This is a genomic window from Chryseobacterium sp. PCH239 (assembly GCF_018924625.1).
GTDB classification, from domain to species: Bacteria; Bacteroidota; Bacteroidia; order Flavobacteriales; family Weeksellaceae; genus Chryseobacterium; species Chryseobacterium cucumeris.
This window is the reverse complement of the sequence record NZ_CP073027.1, coordinates 4,492,938-4,508,687: the sequence shown is the minus strand read 5'-3', so window position 1 is coordinate 4,508,687 and position 15,750 is coordinate 4,492,938. Positions and strand designations below refer to the sequence as shown.

The 15,750-nt window shown below is 37.2% G+C and carries 17 protein-coding genes; 1 reads left to right on the top strand and 16 read right to left on the bottom strand.

What is annotated here, in order from left to right; genetic code table 11:
- Window positions 1–96: 96 nt before the first annotated feature.
- The 16 genes from KBP46_RS20805 to namA all read right to left on the bottom strand — a co-directional run bounded on the left by KBP46_RS20805 (window position 97) and on the right by namA (window position 15,120).
- Window positions 97–750, bottom strand: coding sequence for a hypothetical protein (locus KBP46_RS20805; protein WP_216444074.1), 654 nt, complete (start codon window positions 748–750; stop codon window positions 97–99).
- A 17-nt stretch (window positions 751–767) separates the two neighbouring features.
- Window positions 768–1,148, bottom strand: a complete 381-nt coding sequence (locus KBP46_RS20800) for a hypothetical protein (protein ID WP_076596124.1) — start codon at window positions 1,146–1,148, stop codon at window positions 768–770.
- Window positions 1,129–1,689 carry a LemA family protein gene (locus KBP46_RS20795; RefSeq protein ID WP_123279363.1) on the bottom strand — a complete coding sequence of 187 codons (561 nt, stop codon included), beginning with the start codon at window positions 1,687–1,689 and terminating at the stop codon, window positions 1,129–1,131. The genes KBP46_RS20800 and KBP46_RS20795 overlap by 20 nt, the downstream gene beginning before the upstream one ends.
- A complete protein-coding gene (locus tag KBP46_RS20790; protein ID WP_216444073.1) occupies window positions 1,689–2,471 on the bottom strand; it encodes an E3 ubiquitin ligase family protein in 783 nt (260 codons plus the stop codon). Before KBP46_RS20790 ends, KBP46_RS20795 begins: the two co-directional genes overlap by 1 nt.
- A gap of 68 nt (window positions 2,472–2,539) precedes the next feature.
- Window positions 2,540–3,310 (bottom strand): hypothetical protein, encoded by a 771-nt coding sequence (locus KBP46_RS20785; protein ID WP_216444072.1) that lies wholly within the window; start codon window positions 3,308–3,310, stop codon window positions 2,540–2,542.
- A 3-nt stretch (window positions 3,311–3,313) separates the two neighbouring features.
- Entirely contained in the window at window positions 3,314–3,901 is a 588-nt protein-coding gene (locus KBP46_RS20780) for a hypothetical protein (RefSeq protein ID WP_148045399.1), read from the bottom strand.
- Window positions 3,902–3,911: 10 nt separating this feature from the next.
- Window positions 3,912–6,704 (bottom strand): OmpA family protein, encoded by a 2,793-nt coding sequence (locus tag KBP46_RS20775; RefSeq protein ID WP_216444071.1) that lies wholly within the window; start codon window positions 6,702–6,704, stop codon window positions 3,912–3,914.
- An 11-nt stretch (window positions 6,705–6,715) separates the two neighbouring features.
- Window positions 6,716–7,204: a DUF4280 domain-containing protein gene (locus KBP46_RS20770; RefSeq protein ID WP_062674244.1), complete on the bottom strand. Its 489-nt coding sequence runs from the start codon at window positions 7,202–7,204 to the stop codon at window positions 6,716–6,718.
- 29 nt (window positions 7,205–7,233) lie between these two features.
- The gene (locus KBP46_RS20765; RefSeq protein WP_216444070.1) at window positions 7,234–8,277 is read right to left on the bottom strand and encodes a hypothetical protein; all 1,044 of its coding nucleotides are present in this window, start codon (window positions 8,275–8,277) and stop codon (window positions 7,234–7,236) included.
- Between the two features lie 53 nt (window positions 8,278–8,330).
- On the bottom strand, window positions 8,331–9,743 hold the full coding sequence (locus tag KBP46_RS20760) for a DUF2235 domain-containing protein (RefSeq protein ID WP_062674240.1): 1,413 nt from the start codon (window positions 9,741–9,743) through the stop codon (window positions 8,331–8,333).
- A 34-nt stretch (window positions 9,744–9,777) separates the two neighbouring features.
- The gene (locus tag KBP46_RS20755; RefSeq protein WP_228432434.1) at window positions 9,778–10,752 is read right to left on the bottom strand and encodes a DUF2931 family protein; all 975 of its coding nucleotides are present in this window, start codon (window positions 10,750–10,752) and stop codon (window positions 9,778–9,780) included.
- A gap of 61 nt (window positions 10,753–10,813) precedes the next feature.
- Entirely contained in the window at window positions 10,814–10,984 is a 171-nt protein-coding gene (locus tag KBP46_RS20750; protein WP_156106421.1) for a hypothetical protein, read from the bottom strand.
- Window position 10,985: 1 nt separating this feature from the next.
- The gene (locus tag KBP46_RS20745; RefSeq protein WP_120231988.1) at window positions 10,986–12,917 is read right to left on the bottom strand and encodes a type VI secretion system Vgr family protein; all 1,932 of its coding nucleotides are present in this window, start codon (window positions 12,915–12,917) and stop codon (window positions 10,986–10,988) included.
- A 147-nt stretch (window positions 12,918–13,064) separates the two neighbouring features.
- Entirely contained in the window at window positions 13,065–13,469 is a 405-nt protein-coding gene (gene tssD / locus KBP46_RS20740; RefSeq protein WP_002977458.1) for a type VI secretion system tube protein TssD, read from the bottom strand.
- 289 nt (window positions 13,470–13,758) lie between these two features.
- Window positions 13,759–14,037 carry a DUF2752 domain-containing protein gene (locus KBP46_RS20735; protein WP_062674234.1) on the bottom strand — a complete coding sequence of 93 codons (279 nt, stop codon included), beginning with the start codon at window positions 14,035–14,037 and terminating at the stop codon, window positions 13,759–13,761.
- Between the two features lie 30 nt (window positions 14,038–14,067).
- On the bottom strand, window positions 14,068–15,120 hold the full coding sequence (namA, locus tag KBP46_RS20730) for an NADPH dehydrogenase NamA (RefSeq protein WP_216444069.1): 1,053 nt from the start codon (window positions 15,118–15,120) through the stop codon (window positions 14,068–14,070).
- A 100-nt stretch (window positions 15,121–15,220) separates the two neighbouring features.
- Here namA and KBP46_RS20725 point away from each other — a divergent pair, with 100 nt between their 5' ends.
- Complete coding sequence (locus KBP46_RS20725; RefSeq protein ID WP_062674230.1) at window positions 15,221–15,703, top strand: cytidine deaminase; 483 nt, start codon at window positions 15,221–15,223, stop codon at window positions 15,701–15,703.
- Window positions 15,704–15,750 lie beyond the last annotated feature (47 nt).

Below are 15,750 nucleotides of genomic sequence, written 5' to 3'. Positions count from 1 at the left end.
GTTAGTATGCAGTTATCAATAATAGAACAGAAAAAAAGTAATTGAAGTATCCGGAGATGCTTTTTATTTATTGCTTTCTATTTTTAAGCCCTATATTTAGTTCATATACTTATACCATGGGGACGCAGGAGGTGTTGGATATTTCAATCCAAAAACTGCGTTATTACGGTAAGCTTCTTTTGTCACAGAAATGTACTTATTTCTTATTTTCCCATCATCTTCAATGGAGATACTTAATATGGAATAATTTTTCCCGTCATCCCAGAAGAAAGAAGTAGGAAATGTAAAGGAATTTTTTTCATTTTGATTCCATGACACTTTTTCCGGAGAAAGTTTTTTAAGCTTTTCAAAAATAGGTTTTACCAGTTTGGGATCTACCGTGGCTTTATCTGTAATAGAAGCAGTAGGATTTCCATTCTTTTTTACTATTTTTTCTACAAATTCCAGAGAAGATTTTTCGGCAGCATTGGTGTCGAGAGCTCCTACTTTTCCTTTGTATACTGTAATCCTTGTACCCATGCTATTATCTAATGGTATATTTCCGTAGGTTATTCCTTTGTTTTCATCAGCATAATATTGAATGATATCAGCTTTTGCTCCATCTTTCAGAAATAAGTCTTTGTTTTCAAAATCATACTTCTTTGCATCCTCCCCTAATGAAACTGATGACAGGTCAAATGATTGATTTCCACAACAGATATTGATCAATACTACAAAAATCAATACCAGCACTCTTGCTTTTTTCATCATGCTATATTTTTCTAAAATTACTGATTTTGTCTTTCCTTAATTATTTTAGACCAATCACTAAACATTTTGGTAATAGTATTGGCATTGATTAAACTGAAAACAAACATTCCCGTAAGTATCGTAAGCCAGCAATAGGCCAGTTTCACTCCATTTTTATCGGTAATAAAGAAAAGGATAAATATGGTCAGTGTTCCTATTATAAATGTAAAAAGCAAAGTATACATCAATACATGAATGATGTACATATTGAATTTCAGTTTTCTAAAGATCCATCCTATCACTGCTATCGGAATGAGCAGCAAAATGGGTACTAACATCGCTCCGAAAATGGTTGCTTCCGGGTAAGCAGCTATTTTGCCTTCTAATCCGAAAAAAGTATTAAAACTGAACCCCGTCATACTGTTTTTCTTCGTTTGTAATTTCCAGTAACGTTTTGTCTTTATAGCCTAACATTTTTGCCAGCATCACATTGGGAAATTCATGAATTCCAATATTATAAAGGTTTACACTGTCATTGAAAAATTCTCTTCTGTCTGCTATTTTGTTCTCCAGATCGGAAATTCTTTTCTGCAGTTCAAGAAAATTATTATTAGATTTCAGTTCCGGATAGTTTTCTGAAACCGCAAAGAATGAAGAAAGCGCTTTTGAGGTTTCATTGGCAATCTCGGTTCTCTTATTGGCATCAGTACTGTTATTGTAAAAAGTTCTGAGCTCTGTAAGGCGGGTAAGCAGCTTTTCTTCATAGTTCATAAAGTGTTTGGCAACGGTGACCAAATTGGGAATTTCATCCGCACGTTGTTTCAGCACCACATCAATATTGCCGTATGCTTTGTCAACGTTAAATTTGAGCATGACCAATTTGTTGTACAGATTGATCAGAAAACTTATAACAACTACCCCAAGCAGGATAAGTAATATGATAGCGACCGTCTGATTCATTATTGTGTAAGTATATAAATAATTATTAAAAGGATGATGGAACAGGTAAACATAAATGACCTCAGCAAGGGCTGGTATTTGTTCCAGACTGTGATTCCTGAGGAAGAAGTAATACCGAGTATTTTATAATAATCGTCTTTTCTGATGAAAGGTACTCCGTTTTTAGAATCGGCATAGCCTACCAGCAGCATCTTCTGACCATCTTTTAAAAGAGTTTCTTTGTACCTTTTACCGCCGTAGCTGCTTACATTGGTTTCTTCTAATAAAACCAGCTCTATTCCTTCCGGTTCTACTTCTATGATTCCTGTGTCATCTTTAACCCGGAAGATATTGCATTTCGTTTCCCTGTGAATGGTTCTGTAACTTTCTTTTCCGTCTGAATCTCTGTCAATATCTTCAATGGTATAATAATATCCGATGCAGGCTTCATTATTTACTGGTGAAAATAAAGGATTCATCATCATTAAAGTTCCTTCAATCTCTGCCAGTCCTTTTGCTACAGAATGGATCTTAGAGGTAGGTAGTGAGGATTGCAGGCGTAAAAAACGTTTTGAAGCAGTAGGCTTCATTAAAACAATAAAGATGAAAACAAAAAAAAGTAAAGGAAAAAAAACGATTGCTTTCTCTGCGTAACTGTCATAGTTATTGGAAATTTCAGAAGCATATTCATGCAGCGGCATTCTATCTTTGAAAATAATCCACAGAATAAAGTAAATAAAGCCTGCAGCTATTATTCCTAAAATACTATATGCAATGTATGGTTTTCCTTTTTTTACTTCCATCTATTTTGTTCTAAAATCTGGTGGAAATATCTGAATTTTGCTTCAGTATTTCTTTCTTTTAAATATTGCTATATAATCTCAAACTCATCCTTCCCTTCTGGGATATAAAATGTTATGGGCAGAACTAATTCCTCCTCACTTTCCGGATTTTCAAGGCGTAATGCAGACATCATATCTGTACATTTTAACGCGGCCAACTTTCCAAATGCTGAATATTCTACCTGAATATCATCCGGAAGGCTCTGCGCTTTGTATCCATTCTGCATATCTGAAATGATACTCTGCATCCTGCCTTCTGCCTGGCTTTTGCTAAGATACATGGCTACAGCGTTATTATTTTCTCTTTTTTGATATTGTGCTATGAACGAACTGTAATTGCCGCCATTAATCAGCTTTATAATTTCGTTATACTTTCTGATTAGTTTTTCTTTAACGTCGAACTTAGCGTCTTTAAGGTTCATTCCGTTCTGCCATGCCTCCAATTTATAAGGTACATCTGCTTCAAATGTACTTGCGTGTCCTATAAAAGGTATGTTTTTATCGGGCTTTTTGGTAAAATATTCATCAAACTGTTTTACAAAAGCATATTCTCCGGAAGCCATATCATAGAGATTCACTCTGTATCTTATGTAAGAATCTTCGTGTAACTCCTGATGCCCGTCCATGGGAAGACCTTTCACTTCAATCGTTTGTTTACCTCCTTCCAGAATAAGATGATTGATGGGAAAATCTGATCTGGTCTGTCCCTCAATACTCAATGAAATTAATTCCACATCATTAATTTTGATCTGAAATGAACACATTACCGCACTAAAATCTATTTCGTAATAAGGTTTCATTTTTTATTTTTTAGGATAAGCAAGGGTAAAACTGTCTAAGATGGAGAAAGTGCCGGCATCTGAAGAATTCTCCACTCTGGTTCCTTTCTTTACTACAATCAGTTTGGTATTGGTATATTTTGTATTGTCCTGTGTCAGTTCCTGAGTTTGGGTTAAAAATATCCATTTATTTTTAGCTGATGCATCCCAGAAGTAAGCAGCTCCTGTTTTATCAGTGGATCTTTTTTCCGGGTTACCATAGATTTTAGTCAAATAATCAATCAGCTTTTTCCCTTCGTCTTCTTTAGCAAGGTTCAGTATAAATCCGAGGTATTGATTATTCTGGTAAGAGTTTACAAAAAGCGCAAGGTTGTTGTTGGAATAATCATATCCTTTGGGTACGGTATATTCAGAAAATGATACAGTTCCCAGCTTATAGTTTTTAACATCGGCCTGTTTATATGATAATAATCCGTAATTGGCTTCTGTTTCTTTTTCTCCCTTCGTAATATTATCTGATACTTTTTCATCAAATTTTAAAGATTCCAGATCGGTTTGTCCGTTGCAGGACACAATAGCCAAAAAGCTAAATAATAAGATAAGATTTTTCATTGTATGAATATTAATCATTTTTAATCAACGGAATATTTGCACTCATTCCAAATAAGGACTCTAATTCTTTTATCACATCAAAAGGAGGAATTACATTTTTAAAATCCCCTTTGGCAATTTCATATTTTCCATTTCTGCTTTCCTCCACTTTATGTTTATTTTTTGCAATTTTAATAGCAAGACCCACACTTATTGTAACTACATATTGGGCATCAAGGCCGTCAAATCCGAGAACAGGACGGTAATAAAGTCCTTTTTCATCATAGTTGATACCATGTCCATAGGTTATGGAAGCACTTCCGGATGCTGATGCTTCAAAATAAGCTTCTGCTTTTATAACAGCCAGTGAAACTTCTCCCTGAATTTTCACTCCTACTTTCAATTCCAATTTAAGTTTACTCTTACTTGAGACTTTAAATTCGGAATCTTTGAGTTTTCCTGCCGTATTAAATTTAAATTCGGATTCCACTTCTATCGTACTGGAAATAATAAGATCCATAAAGATATCAACAGATGCCTTGAAGCCTGCATTATCATTCCCTACATCTATTCCGGATTTCAGTTTTCCCTGAATTTCCTGATACAGCCTTGTGACTCCCGGCGCAGCTGTTCCTCCGCTTACCGCTCCGGAAATACCAAATACCAGGGCTCCCAGAAGATCAACTGTCATTTCCAGACCAATCAGCGGATTTGCTTTCAAACCTATAGCTACATCTGTACCAATAATGGCATTATTATCCTTAGGATGCTTTAAAAGCCAGTTACCTGACAATTCCATATTAGGAGGTTTCACAGCAAAGCTTACCGGAATCCCTTTAGGAGAAATGGAGCGTACTTTTCCTTTGGCCTGATTAAGAACTCCATCTGACAATGCTCCTATGGCAGCAAATGTATCATATATTTTTTTAAACTTGGTTTCGTACTGATATTTTAATTCTTTTTCCTGCTTATCATTGTTCCATTTTGCCTTTAAACTGAATGCAAGTGAGGCATCCTTTTGCTTCCATCTTTTTTCTGCTCCCATTTTACCTGCTCTTTTCTGCAGTTCTTTATGCTCATGGGGATCCATATTCATCCACTTTACACTGAGATCATTGGTAAGGTTCAAAGTAAAGCTCAATGTCCAGTTGATATCCGGATAGGCTTTTATCAATACTGTCGTCCTTTTCTCATTGCTATAATATCTGCAGGTATGAACATGCAGATGAAACTGATTCGGATTTGTCCCTGCAGGCCAGATATATTGTATAGGAAGAGCATTAAATTGAGATAAATCTGAATATACTCCATAAGTAAAGGTAGGTGTGGTAAATGTTTTTACCGTATCTCCTTTATCGATTGCCTGTCCTACATCTACAACCTGAATCTGTTTTTTATGTTTTCCTTTACTATCCCTGAAACACTCATTGGTTTGAAAACCTGTGACATCAATGATGAGGTTTTTCTTTGTAGAGACATCTGGTGCTGTTACTTCATAATGAATAGTTTGTGCATCATGGGCATTAAAAACAAATGAGATATCTACTCTGCGGTTATTTTCGTAGTCTTTCTCATTTTTGTATTTGATATTGTCTCTTCCCATTTTATCATCGGTAGGATCTACTTCTCCTTTTCCTACGGATATTATTCTTCTGGGATCTAATCCACCATCGGCAAAGAATTTTTTGACAACGTCTGCTCTTCTTTGGGAAAGTCCTTTATTATAATTTTCTTTTCCTATCACACAGGCATAGCCGCTGAGATTCATGGTGGCATCTTTATGTTCCAAAAGGAATTTGAGTACATTATTAAGAATAGCAACCCCATCTTTATCAATGACTGTGGAATCAAATTTATAATAGATTGTTCTCTGAATATGTTCCTGTAATGCAGCAGATTTTATCAGTTTAACACCATTCCCATTGTCAAAAACTTTAACAGTTGTATTGCTGGCTTTTCCGTCCTTAGTTTCATTTTCAGTAATCTTGATCACTTCAAATTTGCAGGGCTCAAGTCTGACAGAGTTTACATCCGGCTTATATACTTTGGTTGGTGTCTGGTTCTGAGCACCGTTGGTATTGGTAGTGACTACTTTATTTTTAACATTCAGATAGATGGCATGAAGATCATCACCCAATTTATCTTTGATATATTGTTTGGAAGCAACATCTTTCACTTTAACATAGAATTCCTCTACATTCTGGATATTGTCTACAAAGGCCATCCAGGCAAAAGTGTTTTCTATTTTCAGATTGACTTCACCATCTATTACCTGTACATTGTTGTAGGTATGTACCAGTTTATCTGCCTTGGCTGTCTGCTGATTCCAGAGTTCGATACTGACTGTATTTCCATTAAGCCCTTCTGTCACGAGGTTCAGGTGAACAATATGTCCATAGGAAATGTAATCAACTTTTTTATTGTTTTTGATGCTTTTGCTGTTTTTCTGCGTAGACCATTTGCTGCTTACAATTTTAGGTTCACACCAGCCTTTTACATATATTCCTGTATCATTTTTGGGATCTCTTACTCCTGAAAGACTGGCTTCAATATAAAACTGATAGCTTCCGCAGTACTGCTTACCAATTAAAAATTTATATCCGGTAGCAGAGGTGATCTGATTGATGATAATTTTTTTGCTGCTGTTCTGTCTCATCCAGGTCAGCGGTTTCTTTTTGTCTGCATCTGTAGTGCCCGGCAGCCATTCGTCCACACCGAACTGCACCCACTGATCCGGTTTTATGGTAATTCTTTGCCCTAATACAGACATTTTTGGGTAATACAATCCGCTTACAACTTTTATTTTTTTTACGCCTTTTGCCATTTTCTTATCATTTAGATTGCACCATCCTGCCCTCCTCCTGAAGGCTGTTCGTTATACATTTCTTCAGAATCTACCAACGGATTGATCTGCTGCTGAACATCTTTGTCGGCATTTTTAAAGTTCTGCTGGCTGGCTTCCGCTCTTTGCCCATGGTCTATAATCTCGATGCATGGCGTTCCTGCAACAGCACATACGGCTTTGCTGTCTTCCACAATGATATATCCGCCATTGCTGAGTTGTACTTTATCATAAAATTTCTGCCATTCTGTAACCATAATTTTGCACGGCGGCGGCGGCACTCCCATTTTGGTACAGTTTCCGAATGTATTTTTTTCAAATGTGGCGGCTCCAATTTCTTTCGTGGTGACGATCAGTTTTTTGGAAGCGCTTTTATCATTGGCATATTCTTTTTGATGTGTAAGTACTTTCAGCTTGTCCGGAACCTGCCCGAACTGGCATTTGCATAGGGCGCCCTGTACTACAATATGTTTTTCTGCCATATTAATTTTATCTTTAGTGAAGTGGTAATTTAGTTTTCATCAATTCCTGAAACTGATACTGAAATCTTTTTCTCTTCCTGCAGCATGATACTGCATTCGAGGTAAAGAGATTCCGGAAGTGAAGTTTCTCCTTTCAGATAGCTTATGAGTCTGAAATGTCCTTCTTCATTCATCACAGGGTCGTCTTCTATAATCAATGAAAAAGGTGATCTTCTTATAAAATCATCAATATTTCTTTCTTCATATAATTTTCCTGACCCTTCTATGGTAATCAGGCCTGTTTCTCCTTTCACCGGATCTGTTTCCAGTGTCAATTTGTAGCTGGGTTCAATTGCATTGTCTACTAAAGGAAAGGTTGTTGTCATCTCTGTTTTAAATTCCTTTCCAAAACTTTGATATATTCCAAAAAATAAAGCACGGACGAAGTAATCATTTTTCAGGTAAAGACTGATCGCCTCAGGCTGACTGATTACTTTTTCAATCTTTTCACAGTAGTCGCTTACCGTTTTGCCTTCAAATTCTTTATAGAGCTCTTCTTTTATAGCTGGCCATCTTTTTGAAAAAGCCTCAGCATTTTCTACTCCTTCAAATTGACCATGTTCATCTGTACTGATGTGTAAAGGGTATAAAACTTTAGAAGTTCTGTAAGCCAGCAGATCTGCAATTTCATTCACTTCTTCTTCATTGAGATAAAGCTTTGATGTTCTGTCTATCTCAAAAAAATGATGCCCTTTATCTGTTTTCAGCCACCGAACGGATACTTCATATTTTAATTCGCTTTTATGTTCTCCTTTTTCAATGGTAATAACTACGCTATATCTTCGCACTGAAGTTTCCGGCTGAAGAGTAAGGCTGTTTCCTCTTCCGAATTTGACTAAAATGTTTTTATCTGCAACAGCAGTTCTCGGAACAAAAAGCTCTTTCTGCCCGTTAAGGTTAATCAGGATCATATCCTTAACGGCGCAGTGGTTATTATGGAAGAGTTTTAATGCATCTTTATCAAGCCCGTACAGTGAGGCTATACTTTTTAAAGTTTCATCTTTCTGAACGGTATGTATATTATATTTCTGCATAAAAATGTTCCTGCTTCAAATTCTTTTTTGGTATAATACTCTTATTTAAATGTTTAATGGATAACCCTTGTTCTGTTGGGTCTCGGATCCATTCCTATTTTTTCTCTTCTTGCAGACCAATGAAGGTACTCATGACGAAGCTTTCTTAAATCGTCCTGTTCCTTTACTTCTTTCTGATACGCTGCCTGACGGTGTTCCGGGATTTCATTTCCTCCATAGGCATCCCTAAGCTCTTTGTAATGTCTGAAAGAATAAGGTTTACCGTCTCCCATGACGTAAGTTCTAAGACGGTCTTTTATTCCTATTAAAAACTGATCATTCAAAATGGAATATTTATCATCCGTCATCTTTTTTAAGGTGATAGGAAGATTTTTATCAATGCCGTATTCTGCCATAAAATGCAAAGGGATATAACTAAAAGTCTTTACAAGATCACGTGAACCTCTTAACGACAAATAGAATCCGGGGGTAATGGTGAGCTCACCTTTATGATACCATCCTTCATTTTCAAGCTCTGTCTTTAGTGCTTCTAATTTGCTGCTGGTAGTCCATGATGTTTCAACTTCTTCCCATGTTTCATTTCCGTTTTCATAAGCTCCGCCTACGTCACAGTGTACACCAGGGAATGTTTTTTCAGTTCCGATATGTACTCTTGTCAGGTCAAAGTTTTCTCTGTGTTCATCGGCTGCAATGAAGTGAACTACAGTCTGGGCTTTTCCAATTTCATTCAGGCTTAATTCTTCTACGTCATTGCTGAAATTGGGTACCGGTGACAGATATTTTGAATAGGAAGAAACAGTATCGTAAATTCCCAGAAATCTTACTTTTAAGACATCTACCTTTAATCCTGCTTCTTCGAGCTTGAGACCAAGGTGTCCCCATTTTGGAAGTTCTTCAGAATCAACACTTTTCCCGTCATCATCTGAATAGGTGGTCACTGAAACAGCTTCGTTTGCGACGGTGCGTGAACTGGCTTTATATTTTGCCTTTCCTATTTCGTATACAAAATTACGTGCGGCAGCAGCTCCACGGCTGAATCCGAATACATCGAAAGTAAGTACCGCAATTTTATCAGCTTTCTTTTCAGCTTTAAGGGTTTTCACCTTTTTTACAATTTCTTCGCAGCCTTTTCTCACTTTTGATCTGATTCCGGTTTCCCCTGTTCCGAAAGCATATCCCAAGGTAGCATCTCCTTTCTTATCTTCTGTACCAATTCCTTCTATATAAATACCAAAGTTTTTATCATAGTTATCCCACATGCGGGCTACATTACTCCAGTCATTGTTATAACTGGTATTGTCTTTAGCTCCTCCTCCATGTTTTTTATGGGCATCTGTTCCCTTTTTTCTTTCGTCTGTATTGGTTTTATTATTCAGGGTTCCGTCAAAAAAAATCCCAATGGTAATATCCAGTACTTCCTCTTTGGATACAGATGGTGTATAACTTCCAAATTGATTGTTGTGCATCGTTCTTGTTTTTAAATTGACTGATTGAATGCTATTATTCTATCTTTCGGGATACCCTGATTTTTGCTTTGGTAACGGCCAGCTTTTCTTTTTCAGATTCTAAAGACACTAAAACTTTGGTATTATCTTCGTTGACTTTAATGGTCAGATCAATGTTTTTGTCTTTTCCTGATTTCTGAAACAGATCAAATATTTCTTTGTCATCAAAAGCGTCTATCCATACCGCATACCTGTTGTTATTTTTATCTTTCCAGTAAAAACCACAGAATTTTGGTATAGCTCTGCTTTTGTAAGTATTCTCTTTTAAACTTTGGTCAAAAAGATTTTCCTGCTCTCCATTATAATTGGTAAAACCAAAATCGATCCATGTGGCTCCTTCAGGAAGAATCACAACAGGTTTCCAGTTGTATTTCTCTCTGTATACGTTATAAATATCTGCTGCAGGATAGCCTTCTTTTTCAATTTTCTCACGAACTTCCGGCTTGAATGTCTTATAAGACGGATCTTTCAACATTCTTTCTGCAAAGCCTTCCTTCAACATATACTGAGCATTATCGTATGCTTTTTCTTTGGTGATAATGGTATCATGAGCCTGAAAAGCACCTACTTCTTTCTGGTTTCCCGGGCCTTTCATCCAAAGCACAACTCTTCCTTGTGGAGCTAATCCTACCACAAAGGAGTTGTAGGTAGCTTTCTTTTTCGTATCCTGATCTACAAATCCTTCATTAAAAAGGCTTTTAATCTTTTCTTTATCCAGATTCCATTTTCCGGTGTAGAATTTATTTTCTACCAGAGAATACCATGTGAATTCCAGTTCATGAGGTGCATCCATTCTTTCAGTATTGACGTTCATGGTCCCTCCTTCTTTTCCCCATCCTGTATTCTGTGTTCCCCAGATGGCATCAAAGCCGTAAGTAAAATCATCGGCAACAATAGCTCCTTCATACACTTCCATCGGGTATTCCTGCGGTGCAGAAACGGTTCCCAGCCAACTGTATTTTTCTTCCATTTTTTTATTCTGACAATTCGTTAATGAAAAACACCATATAAAAAGAATCAGCAGGTTGTACTTACTTATGGCCATGGGACATAATCTTCTTGTTACTTGCTAAAACCAGGTTATCTCTGTGTGCTTCCACATTGATTTTCTTTGCTATTTTCTCAACCTTTTTTCCTACACTCAGATGGTAAGAATCCTTAACTGTTATGCGCAGGTTGGTTGCTGTTTTGATGATCGCCATATCAGAAAAGTTTTGATTTTTCAGCACTGTTGAACTCTACAATCTTTCCGCTCTGCATGGTCATATTTTCCAGTTCGCTGAACATGGAAATTTCCCCTGCTATTTCATTGGATGTTTCAGATTGTCTCTTGAATTCTTTTTCAATCATTTCCGTTCTGGTGTCGGAGGTTTCCGTAATATCTCCCGAAGCGGTTAATTTCATATCTTTTCCTGCGATGGAAACAATATTATCGTTTGCTGTACTGGTAATACTTGCTCCTGCTCCTATTGAAATTTCTTTTCCTGCAGTGATATTGATATTGTCGCCTGCATTTAAAGTAAAGTTTTTAGGTGCTTTCATGCTGATATTACCCTGTCCGTCCATGTAATAGGTATTACCACTCGGATCAAGAATGGTTACACTTCCTTCTTCGTCATTCATGAGAATCCTGATTCCACTTCTGGTCTGTATAGACTTAAGATGATTGTTAACGCCACCTCCCAACGCTACGCCTCCATGGAACATTCCTCCCATTACGAAAGGTCTGTCCGGATGGCTGTGCACAAAGTTGACCATCACCTGATCCCCCACTTCCGGAATCGCTACATACCCACGGTTTTGGGTAATTTGATCGGTTCCTCCGGCATCTGGGCTCATCATACGGATAAAATGAGTGGTATCATTGGTCTGCCAGTCAAATCTTACCTGTATTCTTCCCTGTCCTTCGGGATCCGTATTGGAAATTACAGTGGCAGTTTGTGGCTCAGCTTTCGGAATGGTGTACTCAGGTTTTGGAAGAAATCCTGTATCTGCTGCTATTCCTACGAAGCTTCCTTTGTAATGACCTATTGTGTCAATCTCATGTTCTGATTCCGTAATCATTATCCTTGTGAAATAAGAGGTTTCATTAGAATCCTGTTTACGCATCTGGACATCTGCTACGCAACCCGGATGAAGGAAAGGAACTGTTGTATTTCCTGAAACAGAAAAAACATTTACCGCTTCGCTTCCAGCTGCACTTTTCTGAGAATACTCCACGTCTAAGTGTGTAGTTGCTTTGATGGGAGCTATCTGCAGAGCCGGAGTCTTATAAATAGTTTCGTTATGACTGTATGCTGTTTTTGCAAGATCACTTACATGTTTGATGGGTGTGGAACCGGACGTCAGCTTTTCATTTTTATTACTGTTGTAACCGTAAAATTGAGGCTTTGTATGTACTGCTTTCAGCTCAACTTTTATTTCATTGGCACTGCTTCCATAGGTAAGCGTAATGGGTTTATTCTGAGCAGGCAGTTTTCCGAAATGTAAAACTTCACCATCATAGTAAAACTGTTCACCATAAGCTTCTGCCATCCTTGCCAGATAGTTATAATGGGTTTCATCATACTGGCTGCTATAGATAATCTGAGAGAAGTTATTGGCATCTACTCTGACATCAAATCTGCTTTTATCAATTCCCTGCTTGATTACCTCTTCAGCAATGATTCCTACATTCACAGGCTGGTTTCCTCCAAAACTCTGAATATGCGGTGCACCATCAAGAAGGATGGTAGGGCTGTAACCTGTAAGCACAATATTTCCTAAACTCATATGTTCCTGACTGAATCCCACTCCGGTAATTACTCCTACAAAGGTTCTTTCCGGACTGTTGTCAATATCTTTATAGGAAATAACGGCTGTAAGTCGCTTTCCAAGGAATTTATTGGCTTCTTCCAATGAATGGGTCTGTCTGTCTCCCAGAGTATCGTGTGCCAAAGTCAGCGTAAATTCGTGATGACGTCTGGTACTTTGCTTAAGCTTGAAATGCTTGTAGTACTTGATAATTTTCCCTTCTATGACAAGAGAAAGTTTTACCAGACGGTTGATACCTGTGTGATGGTTTTCGGAAATACCATCTGCATTCTGCGTCGGACGAAAAGACGTCGCTTGTGAGTTTCCAGGTGTATTTGACATATTTTTAGTGATTTGATTAGTTTTCTAAACGATTATTCAACAGAAAGAGAATTTAAAAATAAAAACAAAAGATCCTGCAGAATATAGTCTTAGGTAAAAAAAGACCGTCTTATAAGGACAGTCTTTTATTTCTTGCTCATGAAAGACTTAGCTCATTGGCCAAAGTCCGTCATAAGATGAATTTCCATAGGTAATGCTTTCAGCACTTACTACGAAGCTGATCAGCATATTATTACTATCAATGGCATCAAAGTCTACTTCATGCTGGATTACATATCCGTTTTCCCACTTCAAAGAGATCAATGTTCCTTCTTCGTGAGATTTATTAAAGTTGATTTCTCCGCTTGTGGGTTTATATTTACTGTTTAATAAGCTTTCTAACACATCAGATTTTTCTGTTGCTTCAATTGTTACTTTGATCAATGCGTTTGACGGATCAGATGCTACACGTCCTGAAACATCTGTAGATCTTGACACGCTATAGTTAAGCTTTAACAACTTCTGACCTTCACCTCCATTGAATTTTAAGATTCCTCTTGAATTTCCTGCCATATTCTTAAATTTTAATCATTAACGACTCTTCCCTGATATAGGATTTATATAACAAAGATAGAGTTCATGTTCTAATTTAAAAAGTTTTTAGGCCACTGTTTCAGAAATTGTAGTAGTTCTACGACATTTTAAAATTCTATCCAACAAAATAATACAGGAATTTTAATCTATTAAATTATGCTTTATGTTAAAATTTTTCTACACAAACTCCCATTAATCAATACAAGGCAGAAGGATCAAAACAAAAAAAACACTCACAACCAAACACTTAAACTCTTATCTTTTCATGTTAATAATGTTTATATATATACCCAACTACCATAATAATAAGATTGATGATCACTAAAATCATTAAAATATTACCATATTTTCTTTTTTTATCGATGAAACTCACGCCAAGGATCAAAAAGAATAACAATAAGGTGTATACCGCCGGATACATTTGAAAAGCTTCTGAAAATTTTCCTTCAAATACCAATACGATTGCTCTCTGCGCACCACAACCGAGACATTCTACCCCTAAAAACTTCTTACTGGGACAGGTAAGCATAAAATCATTGATATCCATTTCTGTTGTTTTTACAGACTATTACGATCTTTAAGTAGAGATTTTGGCTCTGGTATACTGGTGTGGGAAAAAGCAGTCTTCTTTCATTTCAAAAGATCCCTGAACAGCAATATAAGGATTTCTCAGAATCTCTCTTGCTACGAAAATAAGATCGGCATCCCCTTTCTGAAGAATTTCTTCGGCTTGTTCTACCTTGGTAATCAGTCCTACAGCTCCTGTCTTCACTTCAGCCTCATTTCTCACCTGCGAAGAAAAAGGAACCTGATACCCTTCGAAAACTGAAATTTTCGCTCCATGAATATTTCCACCACTGGATACATCTACAAGGTCTACGGAATGTTCTTTTAGAATTTTCGCCAGTTCTACACTGCTATGAATATCCCAGCCATTTTCAGCATATTCCGTTCCTGAAATTCTTACAAAAAGGGCTGTATTTTCATCCAGCTCTTCGTTAACAGCATCTACAATTTCGATCAGAAACCTGATTCTGTTTTCAAAGCTTCCCCCATATTCATCTGTTCTGATATTGGAAAGCGGTGATAAGAACTGGTGGATCAGATATCCGTGAGCTCCATGAATTTCGATAATATCAAAACCTGCTTTCACAGCTCTTCGGGCTGCTTTCTTAAAATTTTGAATGATATCCTTCACCTCATCCGTACTCAATACATGCGGAATTCTTTCTGTAGGGTGATAAGGAATAGGGCTTGGTGCCACCGTTTCCCAACCTTCTTCCACAGGAATCTGTATATTATTCCATGTTGACCCTTTTCGTCCGGCATGAGCCAGCTGAATTCCTATTTTACTTTCTGAATTTTTGTGTACAAAATCAACAATTCTCTGTAATTTGTCCGACTGTTCATCATTCCAGATTCCCATGCAGTGATTGGTAATTCTTCCTTTGGGTTCTACTCCTGTAGCTTCTACCATCAAAAGACCTGTACCGCCCTGCGATCTGCTTCCGTAGTGTACAAAATGGAAATCGTTAGCTTCTCCGTTTTCACATGAGTACATACACATAGGTGACATTACCCATCTGTTTTTTAACTCTATATTCCTAAATTTTATTGGTGTGTATAACATTTTTAGTCTTAAAAAAATTGAACTTTTCCCCAGGAGAATAAAATATTGCCCACTTCATTAAAAAGAACTAATTTTACCCCCCTTTTTTAGTTGACAATATATGAAAAAAGACATACAGATCAGTTACGAATATTTTAAAAATAGCAGTGAGCTGAGCGATATAGAAAATACATTATTTGAAAGGGCCAAAGCGGCTCGTGAGAATGCATATGCACCGTATTCTCAATTTTTGGTAGGATGTTCCGTATTACTGGAAAACGGAGAGATCTATTCCGGAAACAATCAGGAGAACGCAGCCTACCCATCCGGACTCTGTGCCGAAAGGACTACTCTTTTTTGGGTAGCAGCCAATTTTCCGGATGTGAAAATAAAAAAGATTTTCGTTGTGGGCGGACCGAAAGAATTCCATGAGAAAAACCCTCCAATTCCCCCTTGTGGAGCATGCCGTCAGAGTCTGATTGAATATGAGACCAAGCAGAATGAAAATATCGACCTTTATTTTTCGAGTATGAATGAAGAGGTTGTAAAAGTGCATGCAGTGAAGGATCTTCTTCCTTTCTATTTTGATTCTACGTTTTTGTAACCAAGTGAAACCTGATTTTTAGCTCCTTGCCAAGGTTTGAATCATTG